Origin of the sequence: Staphylococcus pseudoxylosus, assembly GCF_003697915.1 — a bacterium.
In the GTDB taxonomy this organism is placed as follows: Bacteria; Bacillota; Bacilli; order Staphylococcales; family Staphylococcaceae; genus Staphylococcus; species Staphylococcus pseudoxylosus.
The window spans coordinates 1-23,444 of sequence record NZ_RCVN01000019.1 but is presented as its reverse complement, the minus strand read 5'-3'; the positions used below and the strand labels follow the sequence as shown (position 1 = coordinate 23,444).

Below are 23,444 nucleotides of genomic sequence, written 5' to 3'. Positions count from 1 at the left end.
TAAACAATGATGGTTCAGCAATTTTTAACGAGAAAATGATTATAAAATAATAATTCCAAAAAGAGAAAAGGAGTAATGTTTTTATGGGTTATTTAAACCACAATCAAGGTTATAGAGAAGGCTTATTAGAAACACGTTCAGTAATTAAAAAGGATAATTATGCAGTAATTACGCCAGATGGCTTAGTTAATAATGTAGTGCCAGGTTTCGAAGATTGTGATGTAACAATCATGGGATCTCCAAGGTTAGGCGCTCGTTTTGTTGATTATTTAGTTACTTTAAAAAATCAAGGCGGTAACAAACAAGGCTTTGGTGGTAACGGTGTACAAACATTTATTTATGTTGAATACGGTAACATTAATGCATATGCAGATGATAAAAAGTATGAGTTAAGCGCAGGCGGTTATTTATATGTTCCAGCTCATCAAGTTATGACGTTTGAAAACAGTAATCAAAATAATGATAGTAGAGTATTTTTATACAAAAAACGTTACCAGCCATTAGAAGGATATACACCAGAAGTAGTTACTGGAAATGTTAATGACATGGTGCAAGAACCATATGAAGGTATGGAAGAAGTGAAAATTTTAGATCTTTTACCAAAAGAACTTGCGTATGATATGAATATTCATATTTTATCATTTAAACCGGGTGCGTCTCATGGCTATATCGAAACACATGTACAAGAACACGGTGCTTATATCTTAAGTGGACGTGGCATGTACAACTTAGATAATGAATGGATGCCAGTTGATAAAGGAGATTATATCTTTATGGGTGCCTATGCGCCTCAAGCGACATATGCAGTAGGTTTAGATGAACCATTTGCATATATCTATTCAAAAGATGCTAATAGAGATATTGAAATTTAAGGAAGGTTGTTAACGATGGAAGAAGAGACGTTAGTATACGTTGAAAGAGATAAATTACGTGAACTGTTCAAGAAAAAATTGACGCAAGCTGGTCTTCCTGAAGTACAAGCAGACAAAACGGCTGACCTTATGATATTTGCTGATGAGCGTGGCATCCACTCTCATGGGTCCGTGCGTATGCAATATTATGCAGAACGTATTTCAAAGCAAGGTTATAATTTAGAACCTAGTTTTGAATTTACGCAAAATGGACCTTCAGCTGGAACTTATTTTGGAGATAATGCAGTAGGACATTATGTTGCGTATCAGGCAATGGAAGAAGCTATCACCATGGCTGAGAAAAGCGGTATTGGTATGGTAGGTGTTAAAGAAATGGGTCATAGTGGTGCTATTGGTTATTTTGCAGAACAAGCTGCCAAACGAGGAATGGTAGCCATTACAGTATGTCAATCAGATCCAATGGTGGTCCCATACGGTGGTACGAAGCCATACTTCGGCACGAATCCTATTGCCTTTGCTGCACCACGACAATCGGGCGAACCAATTTTGTTCGATATGGCAACAACAGTGCAAGCATGGGGAAAAATCTTGGATGCGCGTTCCAAACATAAATCAATCCCAGATACATGGGCGGTGGATAATCAAGGCGAACCGACAACCGACCCATTCGAAGTGGCGGCATTATTGCCAGTTGCAGGACCTAAGGGATATGGACTAATGATGATGGTGGATATCTTAGCAGGTAGCCTCCTAGGATTGCCATTCGGTCAACACGTCACTTCAATGTATAAGGACTTAAGCCAGTACCGTAGATTAGGGCAGTTTCATATTGTAATCAATCCAGCTTATTTTGGAGATGAAACATTATTTTTAGAAAAAGTCTCTGAAATGGTTGATGAGTTACATGATATCAAACCAGCACAAGGATTTGAACAAGTCTACTATCCTGGAGAAATCCAGGAAACAGTAAAACATCGTTATGCTAAAAGTGGTATTCCAGTCGCTGAAAGTATTTATGACTATTTAGTATCAGAGCAACTGTATTAAATAAAACTAAAGGAAGTGAAATGGGAACGTTATGAAATGTATGAAGGCGTACATTTAAAGACTAAGCTTACTCTCCCAAGTAGCTTCCTTTTTAATGCAATAAATAGACTAAACGTAGATGAAACTTAGTGGAATTGACTATAAAGTGAGGAGGTTTTCGTATGCGTGTATCGAAAGAACAATTACTTGAACTCATGAAAAATAAATTGGTAAAAGCTGGATTAAATGAAAGTGCGGCACAAGATGTTGCCGACGTATTGACATTTGCAGATCACAGAGGCATCCATTCTCATGGTGCTGTCAGAGTTGAGTATTATGCAGAACGCATTGCTAAAGGTGGCATAACAGCTAATCCAAACTATCAATTTGAACAAACAGGACCTTCAGCTGCAGTCTTTGAAGGGGACAATGGCCCTGGTCACCAAGCTGCGAAACAAGCAATGGAAAAAGCTATTGCAATGGCTAAAGAGAGCGGTGTTGCGGTTGTTGGTATGAAGCACATTTCTCATAGTGGGGCACTGGGTTACTTCGTCGAAATGGCTGCAAAAGAGAACATGGTTGGTATTAGTATGTGTCAATCAGATCCAATGGTAGTACCGTTTGGCGGTACAGAACCTTACTTTGGAACTAACCCGATTGCATTTAGTGCACCATCAAATGACGACCGTATTATTACATTTGATATGGCAACGACAGTACAAGCGTGGGGGAAAGTACTTGATGCAAGAGCGAAACATTTATCTATCCCAGATACATGGGCAGTTGATGCACAAGGCGAACCGACAACTGACGCTAGAGATGTACATGCACTCGTTCCAGTAGCTGGACCTAAAGGTTATGGCTTAATGATGATGGTCGATATTCTATCCGGTAGTTTATTAGGTGTCCCTCATGGTGTACACGTATCATCAATGTATAAAGATTTAACCAAGGGACGAGATTTAGGACAATTGCATATTGTAATCAACCCGGCGTTTTTCACTGACTTAGACCTGTTTAAGACACGTATTTCAACTATGTTAGATGAACTTAAAGCACAACCTGCTGCGGAAGGATATGGTGAAATTTTCTATCCTGGTGAACGTGGTCGTATGCGCAGTGAAAAATATGACGAAAATGGTATAGAAATTGTTGATGACATCTATGAATACTTAATTTCGGATGATGTACATTATGATCGTTACCACGGAAAAAATAGATTCGCAGAATAATAATGGAGGCATAAGATGTTATACACAATAATTAAAGAAAATACGTATCAAGATTCAATTGTATTAATGCTACTATCAAATAAATTATCTGCTATTGAAGGTGTTAATAAAGTATCTATTATGATGGGGACACCTGCTAATAAAGATATATTCAAATCATCTGGCTTAGGTACATCTGAGCTAGAAGAAGCGAAACCAAACGATATTGTCATCGTTGTTGATACTGATGATAAAGATAAGGTTGAAGAAGTTAATCAAGAAGTAGAAGCAGAATTAAAAGGTAAAAATGAAAGTGACGATAAAGCACAAAAACAAGATGAAGCTTCAAACTGGAAGCGCGCGTTAGAATTAGCTAATAATCCTAATCTTGCGTTAATCTCTATTCCTGGACAATATGCAGCTATGGAAGCAGAAAATGCTTTGAACCACAATTTAAATGTTTTTATGTTCAGTGACAATGTTGCTAAAGAAGATGAAGTACGTCTGAAAAAAATGGCCCACGATAAAGGATTACTAGTTATGGGACCAGACTGTGGTACGGGAATTATTCATGGTTTACCACTCGCGTTTACTAATACAGTCAACCAAGGTGATATCGGTGTCGTAGGTGCATCAGGTACAGGTATTCAAGAAGTTACAACGATTATCGATAGAGAGGGTAAAGGTGTAACGAATGCACTAGGTACAGGTGGACGTGATTTATCAACTGAAGTTGGTGCAATCACAATGTTAGATAGCATAAAAGCTTTAAATTCAGATCCAAAAGTTAAAGTGATTACTGTTATTTCTAAGCCACCAGCTAAAGAAGTAGAAGAAAAAGTGTTGAATTTATTACGTAATATTGATAAACCAGTCGTTACTTTATTTTTAGGTTCAAAACCTACGTATACTGAAGAAAACATTTATCATGCGTATACATTGGAAGAGGCTGCTCGTATTTCTGTTCAGCTTTCAAATGATGAAACACCACAATTCAAACCACATGTGAAAGAGAATATTTCGGTGACTTTAAACGCAAAACAAAATGGTATCAAGGGTTATTACTCTGGTGGTACTTTAGCATCTGAAGCAGCGATGTTAGTTAAAGATACATTAGGTGATGATTCAACAGATGCAACGCCAGAAGGTTATTCATACAAAGGTGGAAATCATGAAATTATTGATTTCGGTGATGATATCTATACGCAAGGTAGACCACATCCAATGATTGACCCATCAAAACGTATTGAAATGTTAGAAACATCATCAGCTGACCCATCAACTGCAGTCATTATGTTAGATAATGTCATTGGCTATGGTAGTCATGATGATATGGCAAATGAATTAGCACCAACAATTAAAAACATACTTCAAAAAGTAAAAGAAGAAGGACGCTCTTTAGCAGTATTAGCAACTGTAGTTGGAACAGAACATGATCATCAAGATTATCATGCACAAATCAATACTTTAGAAGCAGCTGGCGCTGTAGTATGTGACACAAATGATCAAATGGTACGTACAGCGTTAAACATTATTGGTAGTAATGTGACGCAACCAAACCGTGAAATAAAATCTTTTGAAGTAGAGCAAGTAGATTTAACAGTTGATGAGAAAGTGATGAATTTAATCAATATGACACCTAGCGTAATTAATATTGGACTACAAAGTTTCACATCAGCGATTCAAGATGGTGGCGCAGAAGTTGTTCAGTTTAATTGGCGTCCAATTGCTGGTGGAGACGAAAAACTAATGAAAGTACTCCAATATTTAAATAATTTCGAAGGAGAGACGGTATAACATGGGTTACAAAACAATAGATGAAGCAAACCAAGCAGTTATAGATAAAATGATTGCTGCAGCACCGTTTTTAGTAGATGTAGTGCCAGCGAAATCAAAAATTCCTGAATTAACAGATCACGTACTGTTACACGCGGGACCACCGATTAAATATGAAAATATGACAGATCCTATGCAAGGATCATGTGTAGGCGCTATCTTGTTTGAAGGATGGGCGAACAATGAAGAAGATGCACGTTCATTACTAGAAAACGATAAAATTACATTTATTCCGTGCCATCATGTTAAAGCTGTTGGACCAATGGGTGGTATTACCTCAGCAAATATGCCGGTTTTAGTTGTAGAAAATAGAGAAACTGGTAATGAGGCTTACTGCCAAATGAATGAAGGTATTGGTGCAGTCCTACGCTTTGGCGCTTACAACGAAACAGTAGTAAACCGCTTGCACTGGATGAAAGATGTTTTAGGTCCTGTACTTAGTAAAGCTTTAAAACAAATGAAAGATGGTTTGAACGTAAATGTACTGATTGCGAAAGCCATTGCGATGGGAGATGAATTCCACCAACGTAATATAGCTGCTTCATTAGCATTTCTAAAAGAGGTAACACCAATTATCGCTGCATTAGATGACGTAGAACAAGACAAACGTACAGAAGTACTTCAATTTTTAGCTGATACAGACCAGTTCTTCTTAAATATTGCGATGGCAACAGGTAAAGCTATGATGGATGCTGCACGTACAATTGAACATGGTACAGTTGTGACTGCATTATGTCGTAATGGTGAAAACTTTGGTGTGCGCATCGCTGGAATGGGTGACGAATGGTTCACTGCACCGGTAAATACGCCTCAAGGTTTATATTTTACAGGTTATTCTGCAGACGATGCTAATACGGATATTGGTGACTCTGCTATTACTGAAACTATTGGTGTTGGTGGTATGGCAATGATTGCTGCACCTGCAGTAACAAGATTCGTAGGTACAGGTGGATTTGATGACGCTTTAGAAATCAGCAACGAAATGACTGAAATTTGTATCGGTGAAAATCCTAACTTTGCAATCCCTACATGGAACTTTAGAGGTGCGTGTTTAGGTATAGATGCGCGAAAAGTAGTAGAGACAGGAATCACACCTGTAATTAATACAGGTATTGCACATAAAATTGCAGGTTACGGTCAAATTGGTGCTGGAACAGTACATCCGCCAATCGAATGCTTTGAAAAAGCAATTACGGCATATGCAGAAAAATTAGGCTTCAAAGCGTGATTTTCCATGTGCGTTCAATAGGGCCAATTGCCCAGGAAATACTCGGACAGCAACAAACGTTTTATGTGCATAGTATTTTTGAAAAAGGCTTCAACATTGTAAATGATGATCAAAAACTTATTTTTATAGGTAGTGACGAAAATGGTACGTTTCCATTTGGCGTTACTGTAGATCATCAAACTAAAAAACAACTGTTAGAAAATATCGCTGTAAATCAACCTATAAAAATAACTGCAAATGCAATGTTTATTACAGATAATTGCCAATTGATTTGGCGTAATCAAGCGATACATGCGAGTCAGGTGCAGCTAAATTCAAAGCCATTATTATGGTCAATGTTGCATGAAAACAGCACAGCATATGACTTTTCAGAGTATAACAAGGGAGATTTTTCTTATTTGAAAATGCAGTCCATTATGGAGTCATTGAAACAAGAGGATGATAAGGCAGTTAAATCTTCATTGCGTTATTTGATTGGAAGAGGACAAGGTTTAACTCCTTCAGGTGACGATATCTTAACGGGCATGCTATTTGTGCATTTCATGAAGCCTTTTATATGTGATGGGAATTTAGAGGTTATACAGGAGCTTATTCAAGAACAGTTAACAACAATAGTTGCTACAGCCTTTTTGGACAGCGCATTAAAAGGATTGTTTAGTTCGAAAATATTAGTGTTGCAACATCAACCAACGGTGTATCATATGAATCAATTGTTAGAAGTAGGATCATCATCTGGAAAAGATACATTGTATGGGATATATATAGCAACAACTTTAAGGAGTGGAGCGTATGAGTAAACGTGTAGTATTAGCTTTAGGTGGTAATGCAATTCTTCAACCAAAGCAAGAAGCGTCATACGAAAATCAATATAAAAACGTGTATTCAGCTACACGAAAAATGGCTGAATTAAAAGCGCAAGGACACAATATTGTGGTTACACATGGTAATGGGCCTCAAGTAGGGAATATAATTGCACAAAATGAAGCGGCTAAAGACATTGTCGAGCCTTTACCAATTAACGCTTGTAATGCGGAATCACAAGGTTTTATAGGGTATATGATGGAAGAATCATTAAAAAATCATTTGAAATCTTTAAATATCGACAGTAATGTAGTAACGTTGTTGACAATGGTAGAAGTAGATAAAGATGATCCTGCATTCAATAATCCAACTAAACCTATTGGTGTATTCTTTGATGAAATAGAAGCACAACGTTTAGAAGAAACACATGGTTTCGTAATGGTAGAAGATGCAGGTAGAGGATACCGTCGTGTCGTTCCTTCACCAGAACCATTAGTTATTCATGGTGTAGATCAAATCAAGTCGCTTATTGACCAAGCAATCGTTATTTCTTCAGGTGGTGGCGGTATTCCGGTTTATAAAGATGACAATGGTAATATCCAAGGTGTAGAAGCAGTAATTGATAAAGACCGCTCAGGTTTAAAATTAGCGGAACAAGTTGATGCTGATACATTTGTAATGTTAACTGACGTTTCAAACGTATGTGTTAACTTTGGAAAACCGAACGAGGAAAAACTAAAAACGATTTCTGTTGAACAAGCGAAGCAATATGTTGCTGAAGGACAATTCCCAGCTGGCAGTATGTTACCTAAGATAGAAGCAGCAATTCAGTTTGCTGAAATGGGTAAAGAGGCGATTATTTGTTCGTTAGATGATGCGATAGATGCTTTAGCAGGTAAAGCTGGTACACGTATTTTATTGGAGCCATCAACAGAAGCAGTAAATTAATTGTAAAAAGTAATGTGAACAAAGTGATGCTACTTTGATTGAAATGCATCATAAACATTCATTATAAAACACTGATTGTTCATTGTGTTCGTATTGCAATTTTTAATCAGTCAATCGTTTTGTGGGGCGGGAATGGAAATCTAAATTGAAATATTAGATGACTGTCCCGCTTCATCATTATAAATATAAAAATAGAGAATTAAGAAAGGTGGTATAAGATGACTGACCCATACCGCATCAATAAAGTTAATAATAATTGGGGCGTGATATTTGCAATTGTTTTTATTGCTTCAACATTACGTGCGCCATTAACGTCGGTCGGTCCTGTAGTTGATGAAATTAAACAAGTTATGGAAATTAATAACAGTGTTGCAGGCATCTTGACTACGATACCGCTGATTATTTTTGCAATTGTTTCGCCATTCGTTTCAAAAGTAACTGCTCGATTAACCATGTCTCGTACAATATTGTATTCTACTATGCTACTCATTGTTGCACTATATTTACGTATTGCAGGAGATTTCACTTTGTTCTTAATTGGCACACTCATTCTTGGAATAGCTATTGCATTCGGCAATGTGGTGTTACCAAGTTATGTTAAATGGTATTTCCCGATGCAAATTGGTCTAGCTACTGGTATTTATAGTGGAACAATGAATTTTACTGCAGGCTTAGGCGGTGGTTTAAGCTTTCCACTGTCAGAAATAACGCCATTAGGTTTTAGATTGTCATTGTCTTTTTGGATTCTTTTTGCGGTTATTGCAATCATACTGTGGATACCTAAAGCAAGAAAAGGTGTGCAATTAGAGAAGGCAACGGCGATAGCGGATCAACAAGATAGACCCAAAAAGGTAGCTATAACGAAATCTAAACTGGCGTGGATGGTTGCGTTGACGATGGGATTTCAATCGATGGTATTTTATACCGTAGTGGCTTGGGTACCATCAATTCTTGTAGATAGAGGATTGGATCCTTCTACGGCAGGATATTTATTAATGCTCAACCAGTTCTCACAAGTACCAATGACCTTTACTTTCCCAATCATCGCTTCTAAATTGAAAGACCAACGTATATTAGTCGTGATTATTACCGTGCTATTCTTGGTAGGATTTAGTTTGTTCTTTACACAATCATTAGTGCTACTGATTATTGGTATTATCATTGCAGGATTAGCGATGGGTGCTTGTTTCAGTTTATGTATGACTTTCTTCTCAATCCGAGCACGTACAAGTGATGGTAGTATTTCATTATCTGGTTTTGGTCAATCTGTTGGTTATTTAATTGCTGCTGTTGGTCCATTCTTAATTGGTTATCTTCATGATGCTACGGAAAGTTGGGATTCAGGCATTATTGCTTTAATTGTGATGTCAGCATTATTCTTTATTTTTGGTTATCCAGCCGCTAAAAATAGAGTTGTAGAAGATCACTAATAAGTATGGTTGGTATGATATTTATGTGAAACTATTTACTGCAGTCAATTTAATTCATGTAATTAAGTGCTTACTGCATATATAAGGAGAGACCTAGACATTGATCAATGTCTAGGTCTCTCCTTTTGGTTTTTATGCGTAATAAGCTAATAGTGTATCGATAGCTTTTTCGGGATTTAAATTTTGTACGCCTTGATGTGCTAGGTAAAGTGAAAATATAGATAAGAATGTTAAGATGTTTTGCTTTTCAATAGCATAACCCATGATACCAATTCTCCAAATTTTACCTTGTAGTTCGCCGAAGGATCCTGCAATTTCAATACCGTAATTTTTTAACAAGCCTTCTCTAAATTTACTATCGTCTGCACCATCAGGAATGTTAACACAGATGACCATTTTCATTTCATTTGTTTCATCACCAAATATTTCTAAACCTAAAGCTTTCAATGCTTGTTTCAGGCCTTCTTGGTGATATGCATGACGTTCAGCACGTGCTTCAATGCCTTCAGTCAATGCTATTTTCAGACCAGTATATAGCGCGTAAATCGACGTCGTTGATTCTGTGTGGTGGTTTAATCGCTTAGGACTCCAATAATCTTGTAATTGTGTTAAATCGAGATAATTACTGCGTATAAAGTGGTCTTGTTCTGTACTTTCATTGGAACGGATACCAAGTTCTACGCGTTTACGTTTATTGATTTCTTCACTAAATCTGTCATTAAATGTAATTGGTGTAATGCCTGAAGGTATGGATAAACATTTTTGTGCACCACCGATGACGGCATCTAGTTCCCACTCATCTACTGGAATGACCATACCTTGATATGTAGCTACTGCATCAACAACTGAATAAATGCCGCGTTCTTTACAAGCACGACCTAGTTGATCAATCGGTTGCAAGCGACCAGTAGAAGTCTCACCATGTACAATAGCGAGTACTTTGGGTTTTACAGTATCTAAAGCTTCAATGATTTCTGCTTGTTCAAAAACCTCACCCATTGGTTTTTGAATATTATGTACGACACCACCTGCACGTTTTACTAATTCAGTAAACAAGTAACCGAATCTACCAATGATTGGGACAAGTACGGTATCACCAGGTTTGACGATACTAGCGATAACGGCTTCTAAACCTGCACGACTTGTTCCATCGATAGGAAATGACCATTGATTGTCTGTTAAAAAAGATTTTCTAATGAGTTCCATCGTTTTATTCATTATGTCTACAAATTCATAATCAAATTGACCTAAAATTGAATTAGACATTGCTTGAGAGACACGAGGGTCTACACTTACGGGGCCAGGGGTCATAATTAATCTTTTGTTTATTTTCAAATCATCCATATTATTAACCTCATTTTCTATAAATTATGTCAGTATATACTATACTCTAATAAATAACAGAGTTAATCGTCAAAAATGATGAAAAATAATTTGTTATTTGTGAGAATATTACAAAAATTGAGTGTTTATGAATGATTTTATAATAACGTTCCATATTTGATAAAGTTAACCATTTGTTTCAAGTGCTTGATGAATGGCTTCGGCAAATGCATACATTGTAATACTCCAATTTGCTTCATTAGAGCGAGAATTCATGGATAAATTTTGATCATTAAAAAAGGACTGTCTTAGTGCATAAGTTAATTCTAATTGAACGCCTGCACCTTTAGCATTTTTATTAGCTATATTTTGACTAGATTCTCCTGATAAGTGGGATGGTGATTCTAAAACATTGAAGCCTTTTGCTTGTAATGCATTTTCTATAGATGATTTAAGACGCTCATCTTTACCGCCAATATAAACGGCTGGTTCGCTACCACTTGCGCCATGTATCATTACAGAATTTGAAACAGCTTGTTGCATGTCTTCTACAACAGGTTCATCAAAGTTTGTTGATGTGACATGTAACTCAGCATTGTTTAATGTGCGAATACCTTGAAATGAATAATAATTATAATTACCTAGAGCTGCAGTTAACGTGGATAATTCTGTCGTGCCCGCTTCAATGTTGCCACCATGTATAGCGGCAATGAGTGTGTCACTTTGATTATTACGATATGATAGTTGCCAATCTACACCAGATTCAGTATCATCCATAAGTTCTGACATAGAGCCATATAAATCGGCGGCATAAACGTTAGAAGAAGGTAGAATAGTGACTAAAGTGATGGTTGCAAACAAGCATAGTGCTATAGCCCGTATGCATTTAAAATAGGATAAGGCAATTGCTTTTAAAAAGTACATAATAAACTCCTATACGTATTAAAAATATTTTATAAATATAATATTATCATAAAATTTGTTAAGGTATAAGAATTATATAATTTTATTTAAAAGATATGTTGCAGAGAATTTAAAAGCGTTGTACAATGAATTTTCATGCCTTAGGGCATGTTAATTAAGAGGCAGGTCTGTAACATGTCCTTTGGCATGTATGCAGACTCCTCTTAGTTGGCGGGCTACTTTTATAAGTAGCTCGTTTTTTTTATAATTGATGTATGTTATAATGCTCATTCTGCCTCACATAAAAAATTTGGAGGTGTTAAAATAATGATAAACATTATATCGGCTATAGGTTCTTTAGGTACTTTTATCATGGCACTCTTTTACTTTGTGTCAGTCAGTGTGCAACTTTATCAAATGAAGATTAGCTTTTTACCAGCACTTGGTTTTAATCAAATATTGATTACACGAGACAAAAATGAACTGCAACTGAAAAATGTTGGTATCGAAAGCCAGTCCGAACAAGATTATTTAAAGCTATATAATCTTGGCGGTGGTGCTGCGAAGAATATAAAAATTGAAATTTATATTGGTGAACAAGAAGTGTTACAAACTAAATATGTAAATATTCTACCTAGTAAAGAAGGATATTTATTGCCAATAAATAAAGATGTATTTTCTGAAATTGAAAGTACTATCCAGAACAATGGCTATGAATCTGACTTAAACGTTAAGTTGTCCTATCAACATAATGTTAGTAGAAAAACACAAGAGCTATATTTAAACGGTAAAATAGATAGCTTTAATGCGTATAATGATAAAGCAATCTATGAATTACAATTTTTTAATATGACGCAGTAACATTAAACTAAGAGAAGTGTGTAAATATTTAAATATGAACTCCCTTTAATACAGCGACATGACGATGTGTGGTATTAAAGGGAGTTTATGTTTTAGTGAGAAATATAGGTGTTTAAACGGATTACTTTGAGGGATAAGTAATTTTCAATTACAATACAGTAGGAAACTAAAACTTGGAGTGACAATAGATGATAAACATAAAGGCACCAAATCCAATATTTTTGGAACAGCATGGAGCAGAAAAAGCTATATTATTATTACATTCATTTACAGGCACGGTTCGAGATGTAAAGTTATTGGCCACAAAATTAAACAAAGCTGGCTTTACATGTTATGTGCCACCATACAAAGGTCATGGACTTATGCTAGACACATTGATGGATTATGATGTGGATGACTGGTTAAATGATGCGATTGAAGGTTATCAATTTTTACAAGATAAAGGTTATTCAAAAATAAATGTCTGTGGCGTATCCTTAGGTGGGATATTATCATTGAAATTGGCAGAATGGTATGACATTAATGCTATAGCTATTATGTCAACACCATATAGAAAGAGTGATGCTGGGCTATCAGGGAGGCTTGAAGATTATGGTCAACGTATAGGGCAGTTGTTAGGTCTAGATCAAGTAGAAATTAATACTCAATTAAAAAGAATTCCTAACTATGGTCCAGAACTCCAAAAATTTCAATTATTAGTTGAAAATGTCATGTCAAATTTAGATCGTATCACGGTTCCGATTGCCATTAAGTATGGTGAGCAGGATGATGCTTCATATAAAACGAGCGCCGACTATATCTATAATCAAATTCAGCACGAACATAAAGAAGTTGATGGTTATAAGCTGTGTAAGCATTTGATGACCCACGGTGAAGGCCACCTTGAAGTTGAACAAGATATTATTGCGTTTTTTGAAGACTATTAATACTGTAATACACCATTAACTTGCGTAAGGAGATAGTTGTATTTTAATAATTTTTGCTGAAGCTTAGCGCTATGAAATATAGTTCCTTATAGGCTTGAATTTATTCACTTTCTAACACTTTGAACTTTTCTGCTAATGTTTGCAGGCCTTCGTCAATAATCTTCTTTTGTTCTATTAAATTTTGTTGATGGTCTAAAAATATTTGCTTACGTTTTTGTTTAGTAGCGCTTCCTTGATGATACAATTCAGCAATTTCCTTTAATTTTGAGACGGGCATATGTGTCTGTCTCATACATTTTATGAATTCAATCCAATATAAATCTTCTTCTGAAAAATCTCTATAACCATTTTGATTTCTTGAAACAAATGGGAAAAGTCCTGCCTTATCATAATAGCGAAGCGTGTGTTCACTCATGTCTAATTGTTCGGCTGCTTTTTTTACTTGCATACATTTTCCTCCTAAAATATAGAAAGGCAGGAAGATCGCACAACTTAAACATTATGTTTGTATTCCTGCCTTCTTAAAACACAGGGCTATGATATATCTGAGAAACAAAAAACATGTGAATTTAGATATACTAAAGCACTTGTGAATGTTCTATTGTGTAGTTATTTTATAGAATGTTTCAATTGAAGTTAATATTTGTCCTATTTAATAAGTGCTGCTAATAAATGTTCATAGTTAGTGTCGATTATAGCTTCAAAACCAAATGTGGATGCTAAATCTTTTTGTAATGCGTCTATCGTGTCGTATCCGACCACTTTATAATCATTGATACATAAACCGATGCGTTTAATATCGTTATGATACAACTGGTTTTGATGAGATAATTCTATGATTTCTTCGGCCAAAGCATTCACATAATTGTCGTTAGGAATTGTAATGTGCTTGTCGTCGATAATACTTTCTTCTGAAATGATTTGTATTTCTGTTTCATTATCTTTAAATATAGCTACAAAGTAATACATAGTTTAATAACCTCCTAATTTATTATATACATTAACGCGTAGTGTATCCTCCGTTTGCGAATAATGTCTGTCCATTAATCCACCAACCATCAGTGGTTAAGAAAGTAATAATGGGTGCAATGTCTTCAATATTTGTCAATTGGTTGTGAAGCGCTTGTGATTTGTGAAAAGCAACAGCTTCTTCACTTTCTTGTGGATAGAAGAAAGGTGTATCCATTGGTCCAGGAGCAACAGCATTAACAGAAATACCTCTATCCATGTATTCTTTGGAGGCTGCACGTGTGTAATGTTCTACGGGTGATTTACCTCCTGCATAAGTAGCGTAAAAACCTGTATAAGCAGCGAGTAAAGCAGTTGCCAGTGTGATGATTTTACCGTTGTCATTCATAGCTTTTTCAGCGTATTTTATAAAGAAATAAGCTGATTTTGCATTAATATCTGCCATGTTATCAAATTCTTCTTCGCTCGTATCAGCAATAGGCTTTTTCAGTACTTTTCCAACTGTGTTAATAGCAATATCGATTTTTCCAAAAGTATTTTGAGCGTGCTGGAATAAGGATTCAACATTACTCACTTGGGTTAAATCACCAGAAAATAATGTACCTTGTCCACCTAGTGATTCAACTTTGGCAAGTGTCTCTTGAGCTTCATTCAAAGAATGTTCATCATGATGATGAATTACTAATTTGGCGCCATGTTCAGCATAAGTCTTACTTAATAACCCGCCGAGATTCTTTGCGCCACCTGCAATTACTACTACTTTGTCATTTAAACTATTAAATTTTCCCATATTATAAAACCTCCTTTAAATGTATTTCAACAATAAACCTGAGAGTGCAATATCAAGCAAGTTATTTGATGTTATTTTTATTTGAATTATTACACATATAATTCAAAATATCATTTAAATTTATTTGTGAAAATAGTAGCATGAATAATATAAATGTATAGAATTAAATAATTATAATAGTTAAAGGGGAATAATTAGATGAAATCGTTTGCTAAAATTACTGCGAAAGGTTCATATGTTCCAGAAAAAATAATGGACAATCATGATTTTGAAAATATAGTAGATACGTCAGATGAATGGATACAACAAAGAACTGGAATTGTAGAGAGAAGAATTACAAAAGAGGATGAATATACAAGCGATATTAGTTATCAAGCAGTGTTGGATTTACAAGAGAAATATCAAGTCGATTTAAGTGATGTGGATATGATTGTGAATGCAACATTAACAGCTGATTATAAAACGCCAAGTGTCGCTTCTTATGTACAAGCTAAGTTAGAGTTGGAAAATGCAGGGGCAATAGATATTAATGCGGCTTGTGCTGGTTTTACTTATGGTCTTAATATTGCCAATGGTCTCATAACTTCAGGTCAAAATAAGAAAGTTTTAGTTATAGGAGCAGAAACATTATCTAAGATTACAGACTACAAAGATCGTGGCACATGCATATTATTCGGAGATGGGGCAGGTGCATTTTTAGTAGAATACAATGAAGATGAGACGAGTTTTATAGCAAGTGATGCCGGATCAGATGGCAAAAAAGGCCATAATTTATATTGCTCGGAATTATCGGAAGCAATGTTTGACGAAGCGTTAGAAAATCCAGGGTTTATTGTCCAAAATGGGCGTGGTGTGTACAAATGGGCAGTAGGCAATGTACCGAGAATTATTGAGCAGACTTTGAATAAAGCCAATTACACGAAAGAAGATTTAGATTGGTTTGTACCACATAGTGCGAATGCTAGGATGATTGAATCTATATGTGATAAATCTGGTATAGCAAGAGATAAAGCATTAAAAAGTCTTGAATACTATGGCAATACGTCCTCAGCCACAATTCCGTTGGCCATTGATCTAGCGGTCAAAGAGAATAAAATTAAAAAAGGTGATTTAGTATTACTAGTTGGGTTTGGTGGTGGATTAGCGTATGCATCTATCTTAATTAAGTGGACGTTATAGGTGATGACACAAGATAAATACGAATGCTTTTGAGGGTGACGATTCATTCGATTAATAAAGAACAACTTTGTGCTTTGTAAATTTTTCAAAATTTATAAAGCTTCATGCACTAGAACTAAACATTAGTGTGTTTAAAAGCTGCTTTAGACGTAAACCACCCTTTTTACAAGTAGAGTTTTTTTAAATTTAACCCACTGTGTTTATAGTGAGATTTCAATAAAATAGTGAAAATTTTATATGTAACAGTTGCAAGGGGGATATAAATGAGTGAGAAATCAAAAAATACGAAACTAGAAATTGAGCGAGTTATTTTTATTGGTCGAACATATGAAGAGTATTTTAGCATGTTTAATTTAAATTTGGCGGAATTAGAAAGTGAAAAAATATTAGATTGTCCTGCCGGTGCATGTTCATTTACAGCAATAGGAAGAAAAAAGGGTTTGAATATAGAGTCATGTGATATTGCATATACTTTTAATGCTACAGAATTATACAGCAGGGGGAAAGATGATTTAAAGCACGCTATGGAGAAGATGCAATCGTCAAAATCAAATTATTGTTGGCGTTACTTTAAGAATATCAGCCACTTGAAGAGGCATAGAATGCAAGCATTAACAGATTGTATTTATGATATGGAACAATATCCTAAATCATATAAAGTAGCCTCATTGCCCAAGATACCATATAAAAATAATGAATTTGATATCTTATTATCTGCGCATTTTCTATTTATGTACGCTGATCACTTTGATTATCATTTTCATAAACAGACTTTAAATGAAATGTTAAGGGTAACTAAAAAAGAAATACGTATTTTTCCAATTGTTAATTTAAAAGGAGAACGTTATGAGAAGCTAGACGATATAATAAATTATTTGTCTGAGCAAGGTTGTAAAATAGAAGAAATAAAAGTTGATTATGAATTCCAAACTAATACAAATACTATGTTAAAGATTAAAATATGAGAAATACCTTAAACTCACTTTTTGTTGTTTTGATATTAGTCTTCAATCAAATTAATATCAAAAGTTTTTGAATAGATTTAAAGATTATTCATTTTAAATATATACTTATTATTGTATTTATAATAAAGTGATATATGGAGTGTTTATTTAGAATTTATCAAAATATAAAACGAATTAGGAGACGAGTGACATGAATCTATTAGTACTAATCGGTATTGCTACTATCATAGGTCTGATACTATTTGGTGGTTTAGTTTGGTATCTTTATATGAAAGAAAGATTTAAAACGGTACCATCCAACGAAGCTTTAATTATTACTGGACCAAATATTGGTAATCCAAAAACTGAATCTAATGTTTATCAAGATGATGAAGGCCGTCATATGAGAGTGGTCCGTGGTGGTGGTTATAGAATGAAAATGTTCCAATCATCAACACGTATATCATTGAAATCTTTCCAATTGGAAATTAAAACGCCGGTTGTGTGGACCAAAGCTGGTGTTGGCATAGAGGCTGAAGCAGTTGCTACAGTTAAAGTTGCAGATCAATTACAAGGTATTGTTAAATATGCTGAACAATTCTTAGGGAAATCGAAAGATGAAGTATCTGAAGAAATATCACAAGTGTTGAACACCAACTTACGAGCAATATTATCTAAAATGACAGTAGAGGAAATCAATTCAGATAGAGAAGCATTTAATAATAAAGTAACCGAAGTTGCTCAAGAACAACTCAACAATATGGGCTTTACTATTACGTCATTAGGGCTATCGGATATTAGCGATAACGAAGGCTACTTAGAAAATTTAGGTAAACCTGAAATTGCTAAAATTAAGAAAAAAGCTGACATTGCAGAAAGTGATGCGGCACGTGAAACTGAGATGAAAATTGCTGAGAATACTGAATTAACTGAGAAAGAAAAAATATCTCGTCAAATGAATGTTGCAGATTCACGTAGAGAAAAAGATTTAAAAGAACAAGCTATTTTAAGTGAAACAAATAAAGCACAAGCCCAAGCAGAAGCTTCAGGGCAGTTAGAAAAAGAATCTAGAGCTTTAGAAATCAAAGAAAAACAATTAAACGTTCAACGTAGCGAAAAAGAAAATGAGTTACATTTGATACAGATGGAACGTGAGAATGATGTACATATTCAACGTCAAAAAGATGACGTGCGTCGTCAACAATCAGAGACAGATGCAGCAATTAAGATAAAGCAAGCTGAAGCTGCTTATGAAGCGCGACTTAAAGAAGGTAAAGCAGAAGCGGAAGTTATTAGAGAACAAGAGAAAGCGAAAGCTGATGGTTTAAGAGAAAGAGCAAATGCACTTGCTGAGAATAAAGATGTTATGTTGGCTGAATTGATGATTAAAACAATGCCTGAGTTTGCTAGAGCACTGGCTGAACCATTATCTAATGTTGAAAATATTCGTATTTTAGATGGTGGAAATGGTGAAGGTATCAATTCATTATCAAATGGTATTATTGCCCAAATGGCTAATGCCGAAGAAGGTTTAAACCAAATGACAGGCTTTAATTTAACTAAAATGCTTGAAAATGTTTCAAATCAAAAGAAAACATACGCTTTCGAACAAAACGAAAAAACAAATGAAAAAGCACATGAAGATACAGCTTTAAAACAAAGTGAAGAGGTCAATGCTGAAGCGCCTATTGAAGATACTTCAAATCAAATAAAAGATAACCATAATGACGACCATAACCAAACAGCAGAAAAATAAAAAACAACCTCAGTAAGCAAAAGTTATAAAACTTTTGTACTGAGGTAAATTAGAGACCCTACTTCATGAAGTAGGGTCTTTTTTTAAAATGATGAAAATGTTTGGATTACGTTCGCCAAAATGTTGCACAATCAGCCTTATCATCGATATTGTATTGGATGATTTTTTTTAATAAGGCATAGTCAATATCTTGGTTCCATTTTATGCGGAATAGATTATTTGTCTGTGAGTAACCAGCGGCTTTTATTTTTTGGGTGAACTCAGCTAATGCCTTTGATTCAGGTGCTACTGAGAAATGTGCTTTTGCTTTACTAAACGCAATGATAAAAGTACCGTGATCTGTGTACATTGGTTGATTCCATTTTACTGTAGTTTCAAGGTTGGGAAATGTTTTTGAAATCCAGTTGAAAATGGCTTCCATTTTCTCTTTGTGTGATGCATGATCAATAGACTCTAAAAAATCTTTGAATTCATTCATATTAAAACTCCATTCTTTTTATTTATATGGAATATTGCTTTAATTACTTGTTAGCTATCATAACAAATTGAATAGATTTTATCCTCAGATAACATATAAAAATAGAGCATGAAGATATGAATTCAATAACATGATTTCATATCTACACGCCCTTTAATTTCTAAGTTAAAACACAAGTATTAAAACAAGTCTAAAGACTATTACTTATGTTTCCTATATTAACAGTTAAAAGTTTTCAAGATTATGATGCCTTTACAGTATTTCTTTTTAAAAAATCAATAATTAAACCGACAACAAGTAAAATGATAAATGGAATCAACCAACTTAATTGAATATCAGCTAATGGTAATTTTTGATATAACGTATTAAGTGATTTAAACAAGTTGAAATCATTTAGTATTTGTAACACTGAGATAACGAGTGTAACGATAGTCGGTAAGATAAAGGCAAATTTCATTTCAAATGGAATGAAAATGCCAACTAAAGAAATAAGTACTAATACAATCGATGTTGGATAAATAAAAGTTAACAATGGAACAGCGATCTGTAAAATAAGCTCTAAACCTAGCGTTGAAACAATAAAACCAAGTAAAGAGAATACCAATACGAACTTTTTATAAGATACTTTTGGTAATTTCTTCATAGCAAATGCGGCACAGGCATTGACTAACCCAATACATGTAGTTAAACATGCTAGAATGACGATGATACCAAATAATAAATTACCTATAGATCCAAATACACGTAAAGAATTGAACGTTAAAATACCTGTACCATCTTTGAATCCAGGATGGCTTGTTGTAGCGCCGACGTAAGCAAGTGCAAAATAAATAACGAGCAGTAAAATCGCTGATATTAAACCTGCTTTAATCACGTGCTTGACGAGTGTCTTTTGATTATCAACACCATTTAATTTAAACATTTGGACGATGACTACCGAAAATGCTAAAGCAGCTACTAAATCCATCGTAAAGTACCCTTGTAGAATGCCTGAAACTAATGGTGTTTGAGCATACTCACCACTCGCTTGTCCAATAGAGCCTTCTGGATTAATAATTACCAATATACATAAAATTGCAATAATAATTATTAAAATGGGCGTTAAATATTTACCTAAATTATCTATAATACGGCTTGGGTATAAAGCAATAATATAAACAACGAAGAAAAATATTAATGAAAATACAATTAAAGTGAAATGATTATGTACGGGTAATATATGATTTGTTCCAATTTCGTAGGCAACGTTAGCAGCACGAGGAATACCGTATAATGCACCGATTGATAAGTAAATACAGATTGCAAAGACCGTACCGAATATCGGATGGACTCTGTTACCGATGCTTTCTACGCCACCATTCATATAGGCAACTACAATAACTGTTAAGTAAGGTAGTAATATACCGGTAATAGCAAATCCAGTCATAGAAACCCACATATTTTCTTGAGCTGTGTAACCTAACATAGGTGGAAATATTAAATTTCCGGCGCCAAAGAAAAATGAGAATAGCATTAGACCAGAAATTAGGATAAGTTTATTCATTTTTATATACCTCAATTTCAAGGAGATTATCTTGCACAAAACACATGCTACTTTAACATAAAAAAACAGTATATTCAATAAAATGTCAGATAATTTTTAATATTTAAAGTATTGCATGTGGGAAAAGTCATGAAATATTCGAAAAATTTTAAGTTGATTAATGGCTGTAGTGACAAGTTTTTAGCTCTGGTTGCTGAAAATACATATTGAGACAAAGGTGGAAAAATGGTATAGTAGATGCTATGTCACGCAAACGCTTTAACGCAATAAAGTTTTGTAAAATATAAAGGATGTAGAATTATGAATAAACAATCACAGTGGAAATCCTCAACAGGATTTATTTTAGCAAGTGCTGGTTCTGCAATAGGGTTAGGTGCCATGTGGAAGTTTCCGTATATGGCTGGGATATACGGTGGTGGCGCATTTTTACTAATGTTTTTAGTATTTACCATTTTCGTTGGGTTGCCATTACTTATGATGGAATTTACAGTCGGAAAAATGGGGAAAACATACACAACTAAAATTTATGAAAAATTGACTGGGAAAAAATGGCTCAATATGATTGGCTGGAATGGTAACTTAGCCGTATTTATATTATTTGGTTTTTACAGTGTTATAGGTGGTTGGATTATTATCTATATCTTGAATGTAGCTTTCCAAATAGTAACTTTTAGCGATAGTACATTAGGAAGTATAAAGTTTGAATCAATTATAGGAAACCCATGGTTAACGATAGTGGGGCAAGGTATTTTTATTTTATTAACAATGGTTATTGTAATGATGGGAGTAGAAAAAGGATTAGAAAAAGCTTCTAAATTTATGATGCCGTTATTATTTGTTTTTCTAATTGTCATCGTTATTAAATCACTTTCTTTAGAAGGCTCGTGGGAAGGTTTGAAATATATCTTGCAACCTAGATTAGAAGATATTTCTATGGAAGGTGTATTATTTGCGCTAGGGCAGTCATTTTTCACGTTATCTCTAGGTACGACAGGAATGATTACTTATGCGAGCTATGCTTCAAAAGAAATGACGATTAAGACATCTGCTGTTTCAATTGTAGGAATGAATATTTTGGTATCTATTTTAGCAGGCTTAGCAATATTCCCTGCCATTGCAGCTTTTGGATATAGTCCTACTGAGGGACCTGGATTATTATTTAAAGTATTACCACAAGTTTTTGATCAAATGGCTTATGGACAAGGTTTTTATTTTATCTTTTTAATTCTATTTTTATTTGCTGCACTGACATCATCGATTTCGTTACTTGAGTTAAATGTATCGAACTTTACTAAAAATGATAATTCAAAACGTAAATCTATAGCAATTTGTGCAAGTATTTTAGTATTTATCATTAGTATTCCGGCCACGTTGTCATTTAGTAGTTTAAGCGGTATCCAATTTGGTGCTGGAACAATATTTGATAATATGGACTTTTTAGTATCAAATATCTTGATGCCATTAGGTGCGTTAGGAACGACGCTTGTGGTTGGTCAATTATTAGATAAAAATGAGTTGAAAACACATTTTGGAAAAGACAGATTTAAATTATTTATGCCGTGGTACTACTTAATTAAATTTGTTTTACCAGTAGTTATTGTGTTAATATTCATCGTTCAACTTATATAACTGGAATATTCTCGTTGCTTGTTGCTTCGAGAATTTTTTAATTGTGCGTCATTTAGTTGTAATCAGTTATTGACTAAAAATAGTTTATTTAGTAAAATCTAATTAAATTATTTATTGAAAGTTTTTGGTTGTTAATTATAAAGATTTTTAACAATTTATTGGAAATTCTTTTGATAAATAAAATTTTTCTCAAAGAATGTAAGTGCTTTCTTTAGGGAGGAGTGAGTGGTATGAAAGCATTGATAGGTAAATTTTTTGAACTAATACCGCGTTTTATTATTAACTTTTTCATTTAGTCTGTTCTTTTGATTAAATTGTGTTTTAAAATCATAAAATTTAGAGGTGTTGTATATGGAGAAGAAACGAAATAAGTATAGTATACGTAAATTTGCTGTCGGCGCTTCTTCAATTTTAATTGGCTCGTTATTATTTTTGAATGTAGGGACTGTAGAAGCTGCTGAAGAAAATAATCAAAGTGAAGCGGACGCACAAGTACAAAATGGGAATCATTTGGGAGATGAGGAACATCAAAATTTAGTGAATGATAACACAAATACACCGGTTAATGATGATAAAACACAAGTGAATGATGAAAAAGTCAATCAAGCAACTCATACTAGCTTACATAAAGATCAATAAAATAGTAAAAATAATGTGAACGATTCAACAGATAAAGTGAAAGAACAAGAAGGGCCAGAAGTAGACCCAGAATTTAACGCAAAAGATAAAGTGAAAAAACAAGAAGGGCCAGAAGTAGACCCAGAATTTAACGCAAAAGATAAAGTGAAAAA

At 34.4% G+C, this 23,444-nt stretch carries 21 protein-coding genes and 1 pseudogene; 15 read left to right on the top strand and 7 right to left on the bottom strand.

Features of this window, described 5'->3' with window-relative positions; translation table 11 throughout:
* Positions 1-83: 83 nt before the first annotated feature.
* The 8 genes from allE to D9V42_RS13355 all read left to right on the top strand — a co-directional run bounded on the left by allE (position 84) and on the right by D9V42_RS13355 (position 9,352).
* Positions 84-872, top strand: a complete 789-nt coding sequence (gene allE / locus D9V42_RS13390; protein ID WP_039068471.1) for a (S)-ureidoglycine aminohydrolase — start codon at positions 84-86, stop codon at positions 870-872.
* Positions 873-887: 15 nt separating this feature from the next.
* On the top strand, positions 888-1,919 hold the full coding sequence (gene allD / locus D9V42_RS13385) for an ureidoglycolate dehydrogenase (RefSeq protein ID WP_107555260.1): 1,032 nt from the start codon (positions 888-890) through the stop codon (positions 1,917-1,919).
* Positions 1,920-2,080: 161 nt separating this feature from the next.
* On the top strand, positions 2,081-3,130 hold the full coding sequence (allD, locus tag D9V42_RS13380; protein ID WP_122065356.1) for an ureidoglycolate dehydrogenase: 1,050 nt from the start codon (positions 2,081-2,083) through the stop codon (positions 3,128-3,130).
* 15 nt (positions 3,131-3,145) lie between these two features.
* Entirely contained in the window at positions 3,146-4,906 is a 1,761-nt protein-coding gene (locus D9V42_RS13375; RefSeq protein ID WP_122065354.1) for an acyl-CoA synthetase FdrA, read from the top strand.
* Position 4,907: 1 nt separating this feature from the next.
* Positions 4,908-6,173 (top strand): YlbE family protein, encoded by a 1,266-nt coding sequence (locus tag D9V42_RS13370; RefSeq protein ID WP_107555257.1) that lies wholly within the window; start codon positions 4,908-4,910, stop codon positions 6,171-6,173.
* The gene (locus tag D9V42_RS13365; RefSeq protein ID WP_122065352.1) at positions 6,170-6,970 is read left to right on the top strand and encodes an oxamate carbamoyltransferase subunit AllH family protein; all 801 of its coding nucleotides are present in this window, start codon (positions 6,170-6,172) and stop codon (positions 6,968-6,970) included. The genes D9V42_RS13370 and D9V42_RS13365 overlap by 4 nt, the downstream gene beginning before the upstream one ends.
* Complete coding sequence (gene arcC, locus D9V42_RS13360) at positions 6,963-7,922, top strand: carbamate kinase (RefSeq protein WP_107555255.1); 960 nt, start codon at positions 6,963-6,965, stop codon at positions 7,920-7,922. The genes D9V42_RS13365 and arcC overlap by 8 nt, the downstream gene beginning before the upstream one ends.
* Positions 7,923-8,140: 218 nt before the next feature.
* Positions 8,141-9,352: a CynX/NimT family MFS transporter gene (locus D9V42_RS13355; RefSeq protein ID WP_122065350.1), complete on the top strand. Its 1,212-nt coding sequence runs from the start codon at positions 8,141-8,143 to the stop codon at positions 9,350-9,352.
* A 132-nt stretch (positions 9,353-9,484) separates the two neighbouring features.
* Here the strand turns inward: D9V42_RS13355 and D9V42_RS13350 are convergent, their stop codons facing one another.
* Positions 9,485-10,696, bottom strand: coding sequence for a pyridoxal-phosphate-dependent aminotransferase family protein (locus tag D9V42_RS13350; protein WP_107555253.1), 1,212 nt, complete (start codon positions 10,694-10,696; stop codon positions 9,485-9,487).
* Positions 10,697-10,861: 165 nt separating this feature from the next.
* Positions 10,862-11,599, bottom strand: a complete 738-nt coding sequence (locus D9V42_RS13345) for a poly-gamma-glutamate hydrolase family protein (RefSeq protein WP_107555252.1) — start codon at positions 11,597-11,599, stop codon at positions 10,862-10,864.
* A 306-nt stretch (positions 11,600-11,905) separates the two neighbouring features.
* Between D9V42_RS13345 and D9V42_RS13340 the strand changes: the two genes are divergently transcribed.
* Together D9V42_RS13340 and D9V42_RS13335 are read left to right on the top strand one after the other, a co-directional pair.
* Entirely contained in the window at positions 11,906-12,439 is a 534-nt protein-coding gene (locus D9V42_RS13340; protein ID WP_107555251.1) for a hypothetical protein, read from the top strand.
* Positions 12,440-12,627: 188 nt separating this feature from the next.
* Complete coding sequence (locus D9V42_RS13335) at positions 12,628-13,365, top strand: alpha/beta hydrolase (RefSeq protein WP_122065348.1); 738 nt, start codon at positions 12,628-12,630, stop codon at positions 13,363-13,365.
* 100 nt (positions 13,366-13,465) lie between these two features.
* Here the strand turns inward: D9V42_RS13335 and D9V42_RS13330 are convergent, their stop codons facing one another.
* The 3 genes from D9V42_RS13330 to D9V42_RS13320 all read right to left on the bottom strand — a co-directional run bounded on the left by D9V42_RS13330 (position 13,466) and on the right by D9V42_RS13320 (position 15,124).
* Complete coding sequence (locus tag D9V42_RS13330) at positions 13,466-13,813, bottom strand: MerR family transcriptional regulator (RefSeq protein ID WP_107531248.1); 348 nt, start codon at positions 13,811-13,813, stop codon at positions 13,466-13,468.
* Positions 13,814-14,013: 200 nt separating this feature from the next.
* Positions 14,014-14,334: a hypothetical protein gene (locus D9V42_RS13325; RefSeq protein ID WP_107555249.1), complete on the bottom strand. Its 321-nt coding sequence runs from the start codon at positions 14,332-14,334 to the stop codon at positions 14,014-14,016.
* Between the two features lie 31 nt (positions 14,335-14,365).
* The gene (locus D9V42_RS13320) at positions 14,366-15,124 is read right to left on the bottom strand and encodes an SDR family oxidoreductase (RefSeq protein ID WP_107555248.1); all 759 of its coding nucleotides are present in this window, start codon (positions 15,122-15,124) and stop codon (positions 14,366-14,368) included.
* A gap of 198 nt (positions 15,125-15,322) precedes the next feature.
* Between D9V42_RS13320 and D9V42_RS13315 the strand changes: the two genes are divergently transcribed.
* From D9V42_RS13315 to D9V42_RS13305, 3 genes are all read left to right on the top strand, one after another.
* A complete protein-coding gene (locus D9V42_RS13315; RefSeq protein WP_122065346.1) occupies positions 15,323-16,303 on the top strand; it encodes a ketoacyl-ACP synthase III in 981 nt (326 codons plus the stop codon).
* A gap of 263 nt (positions 16,304-16,566) precedes the next feature.
* Entirely contained in the window at positions 16,567-17,268 is a 702-nt protein-coding gene (locus tag D9V42_RS13310) for a class I SAM-dependent methyltransferase (RefSeq protein WP_122065344.1), read from the top strand.
* A gap of 190 nt (positions 17,269-17,458) precedes the next feature.
* The gene (locus D9V42_RS13305) at positions 17,459-19,003 is read left to right on the top strand and encodes a flotillin family protein (protein ID WP_122065342.1); all 1,545 of its coding nucleotides are present in this window, start codon (positions 17,459-17,461) and stop codon (positions 19,001-19,003) included.
* A gap of 106 nt (positions 19,004-19,109) precedes the next feature.
* On the opposite strand, the gene D9V42_RS13300 is transcribed toward D9V42_RS13305, so the two are convergent.
* Entirely contained in the window at positions 19,110-19,481 is a 372-nt protein-coding gene (locus D9V42_RS13300) for an iron chaperone (protein ID WP_122065340.1), read from the bottom strand.
* Positions 19,482-19,722: 241 nt separating this feature from the next.
* Positions 19,723-21,024: a branched-chain amino acid transport system II carrier protein gene (gene brnQ / locus D9V42_RS13295; RefSeq protein WP_122065338.1), complete on the bottom strand. Its 1,302-nt coding sequence runs from the start codon at positions 21,022-21,024 to the stop codon at positions 19,723-19,725.
* 297 nt (positions 21,025-21,321) lie between these two features.
* Here brnQ and D9V42_RS13290 point away from each other — a divergent pair, with 297 nt between their 5' ends.
* A complete protein-coding gene (locus D9V42_RS13290; protein WP_172592903.1) occupies positions 21,322-22,653 on the top strand; it encodes a sodium-dependent transporter in 1,332 nt (443 codons plus the stop codon).
* Positions 22,654-23,004: 351 nt separating this feature from the next.
* A pseudogene (locus D9V42_RS15675) lies at positions 23,005-23,098 on the top strand (YSIRK-type signal peptide-containing protein); the annotation flags it as partial.
* Positions 23,099-23,444 lie beyond the last annotated feature (346 nt).

Coding starts and splice junctions, on each gene's coding strand:
- allD (WP_107555260.1), top strand. CDS start 888: ATGGAAGAAGAGACGTTAGTATACGTTGAAAGAGATAAATTACGTGAA.
- D9V42_RS13320 (WP_107555248.1), bottom strand. CDS start 15,124: ATGGGAAAATTTAATAGTTTAAATGACAAAGTAGTAGTAATTGCAGGT.
- D9V42_RS13375 (WP_122065354.1), top strand. CDS start 3,146: ATGTTATACACAATAATTAAAGAAAATACGTATCAAGATTCAATTGTA.
- D9V42_RS13315 (WP_122065346.1), top strand. CDS start 15,323: ATGAAATCGTTTGCTAAAATTACTGCGAAAGGTTCATATGTTCCAGAA.
- D9V42_RS13325 (WP_107555249.1), bottom strand. CDS start 14,334: ATGTATTACTTTGTAGCTATATTTAAAGATAATGAAACAGAAATACAA.
- D9V42_RS13310 (WP_122065344.1), top strand. CDS start 16,567: ATGAGTGAGAAATCAAAAAATACGAAACTAGAAATTGAGCGAGTTATT.
- D9V42_RS13340 (WP_107555251.1), top strand. CDS start 11,906: ATGATAAACATTATATCGGCTATAGGTTCTTTAGGTACTTTTATCATG.
- D9V42_RS13345 (WP_107555252.1), bottom strand. CDS start 11,599: ATGTACTTTTTAAAAGCAATTGCCTTATCCTATTTTAAATGCATACGG.
- D9V42_RS13370 (WP_107555257.1), top strand. CDS start 4,908: ATGGGTTACAAAACAATAGATGAAGCAAACCAAGCAGTTATAGATAAA.
- D9V42_RS13305 (WP_122065342.1), top strand. CDS start 17,459: ATGAATCTATTAGTACTAATCGGTATTGCTACTATCATAGGTCTGATA.
- D9V42_RS13350 (WP_107555253.1), bottom strand. CDS start 10,696: ATGGATGATTTGAAAATAAACAAAAGATTAATTATGACCCCTGGCCCC.
- brnQ (WP_122065338.1), bottom strand. CDS start 21,024: ATGAATAAACTTATCCTAATTTCTGGTCTAATGCTATTCTCATTTTTC.
- D9V42_RS13300 (WP_122065340.1), bottom strand. CDS start 19,481: ATGAATGAATTCAAAGATTTTTTAGAGTCTATTGATCATGCATCACAC.
- allD (WP_122065356.1), top strand. CDS start 2,081: ATGCGTGTATCGAAAGAACAATTACTTGAACTCATGAAAAATAAATTG.
- allE (WP_039068471.1), top strand. CDS start 84: ATGGGTTATTTAAACCACAATCAAGGTTATAGAGAAGGCTTATTAGAA.
- arcC (WP_107555255.1), top strand. CDS start 6,963: ATGAGTAAACGTGTAGTATTAGCTTTAGGTGGTAATGCAATTCTTCAA.
- D9V42_RS13355 (WP_122065350.1), top strand. CDS start 8,141: ATGACTGACCCATACCGCATCAATAAAGTTAATAATAATTGGGGCGTG.
- D9V42_RS13335 (WP_122065348.1), top strand. CDS start 12,628: ATGATAAACATAAAGGCACCAAATCCAATATTTTTGGAACAGCATGGA.
- D9V42_RS13330 (WP_107531248.1), bottom strand. CDS start 13,813: ATGCAAGTAAAAAAAGCAGCCGAACAATTAGACATGAGTGAACACACG.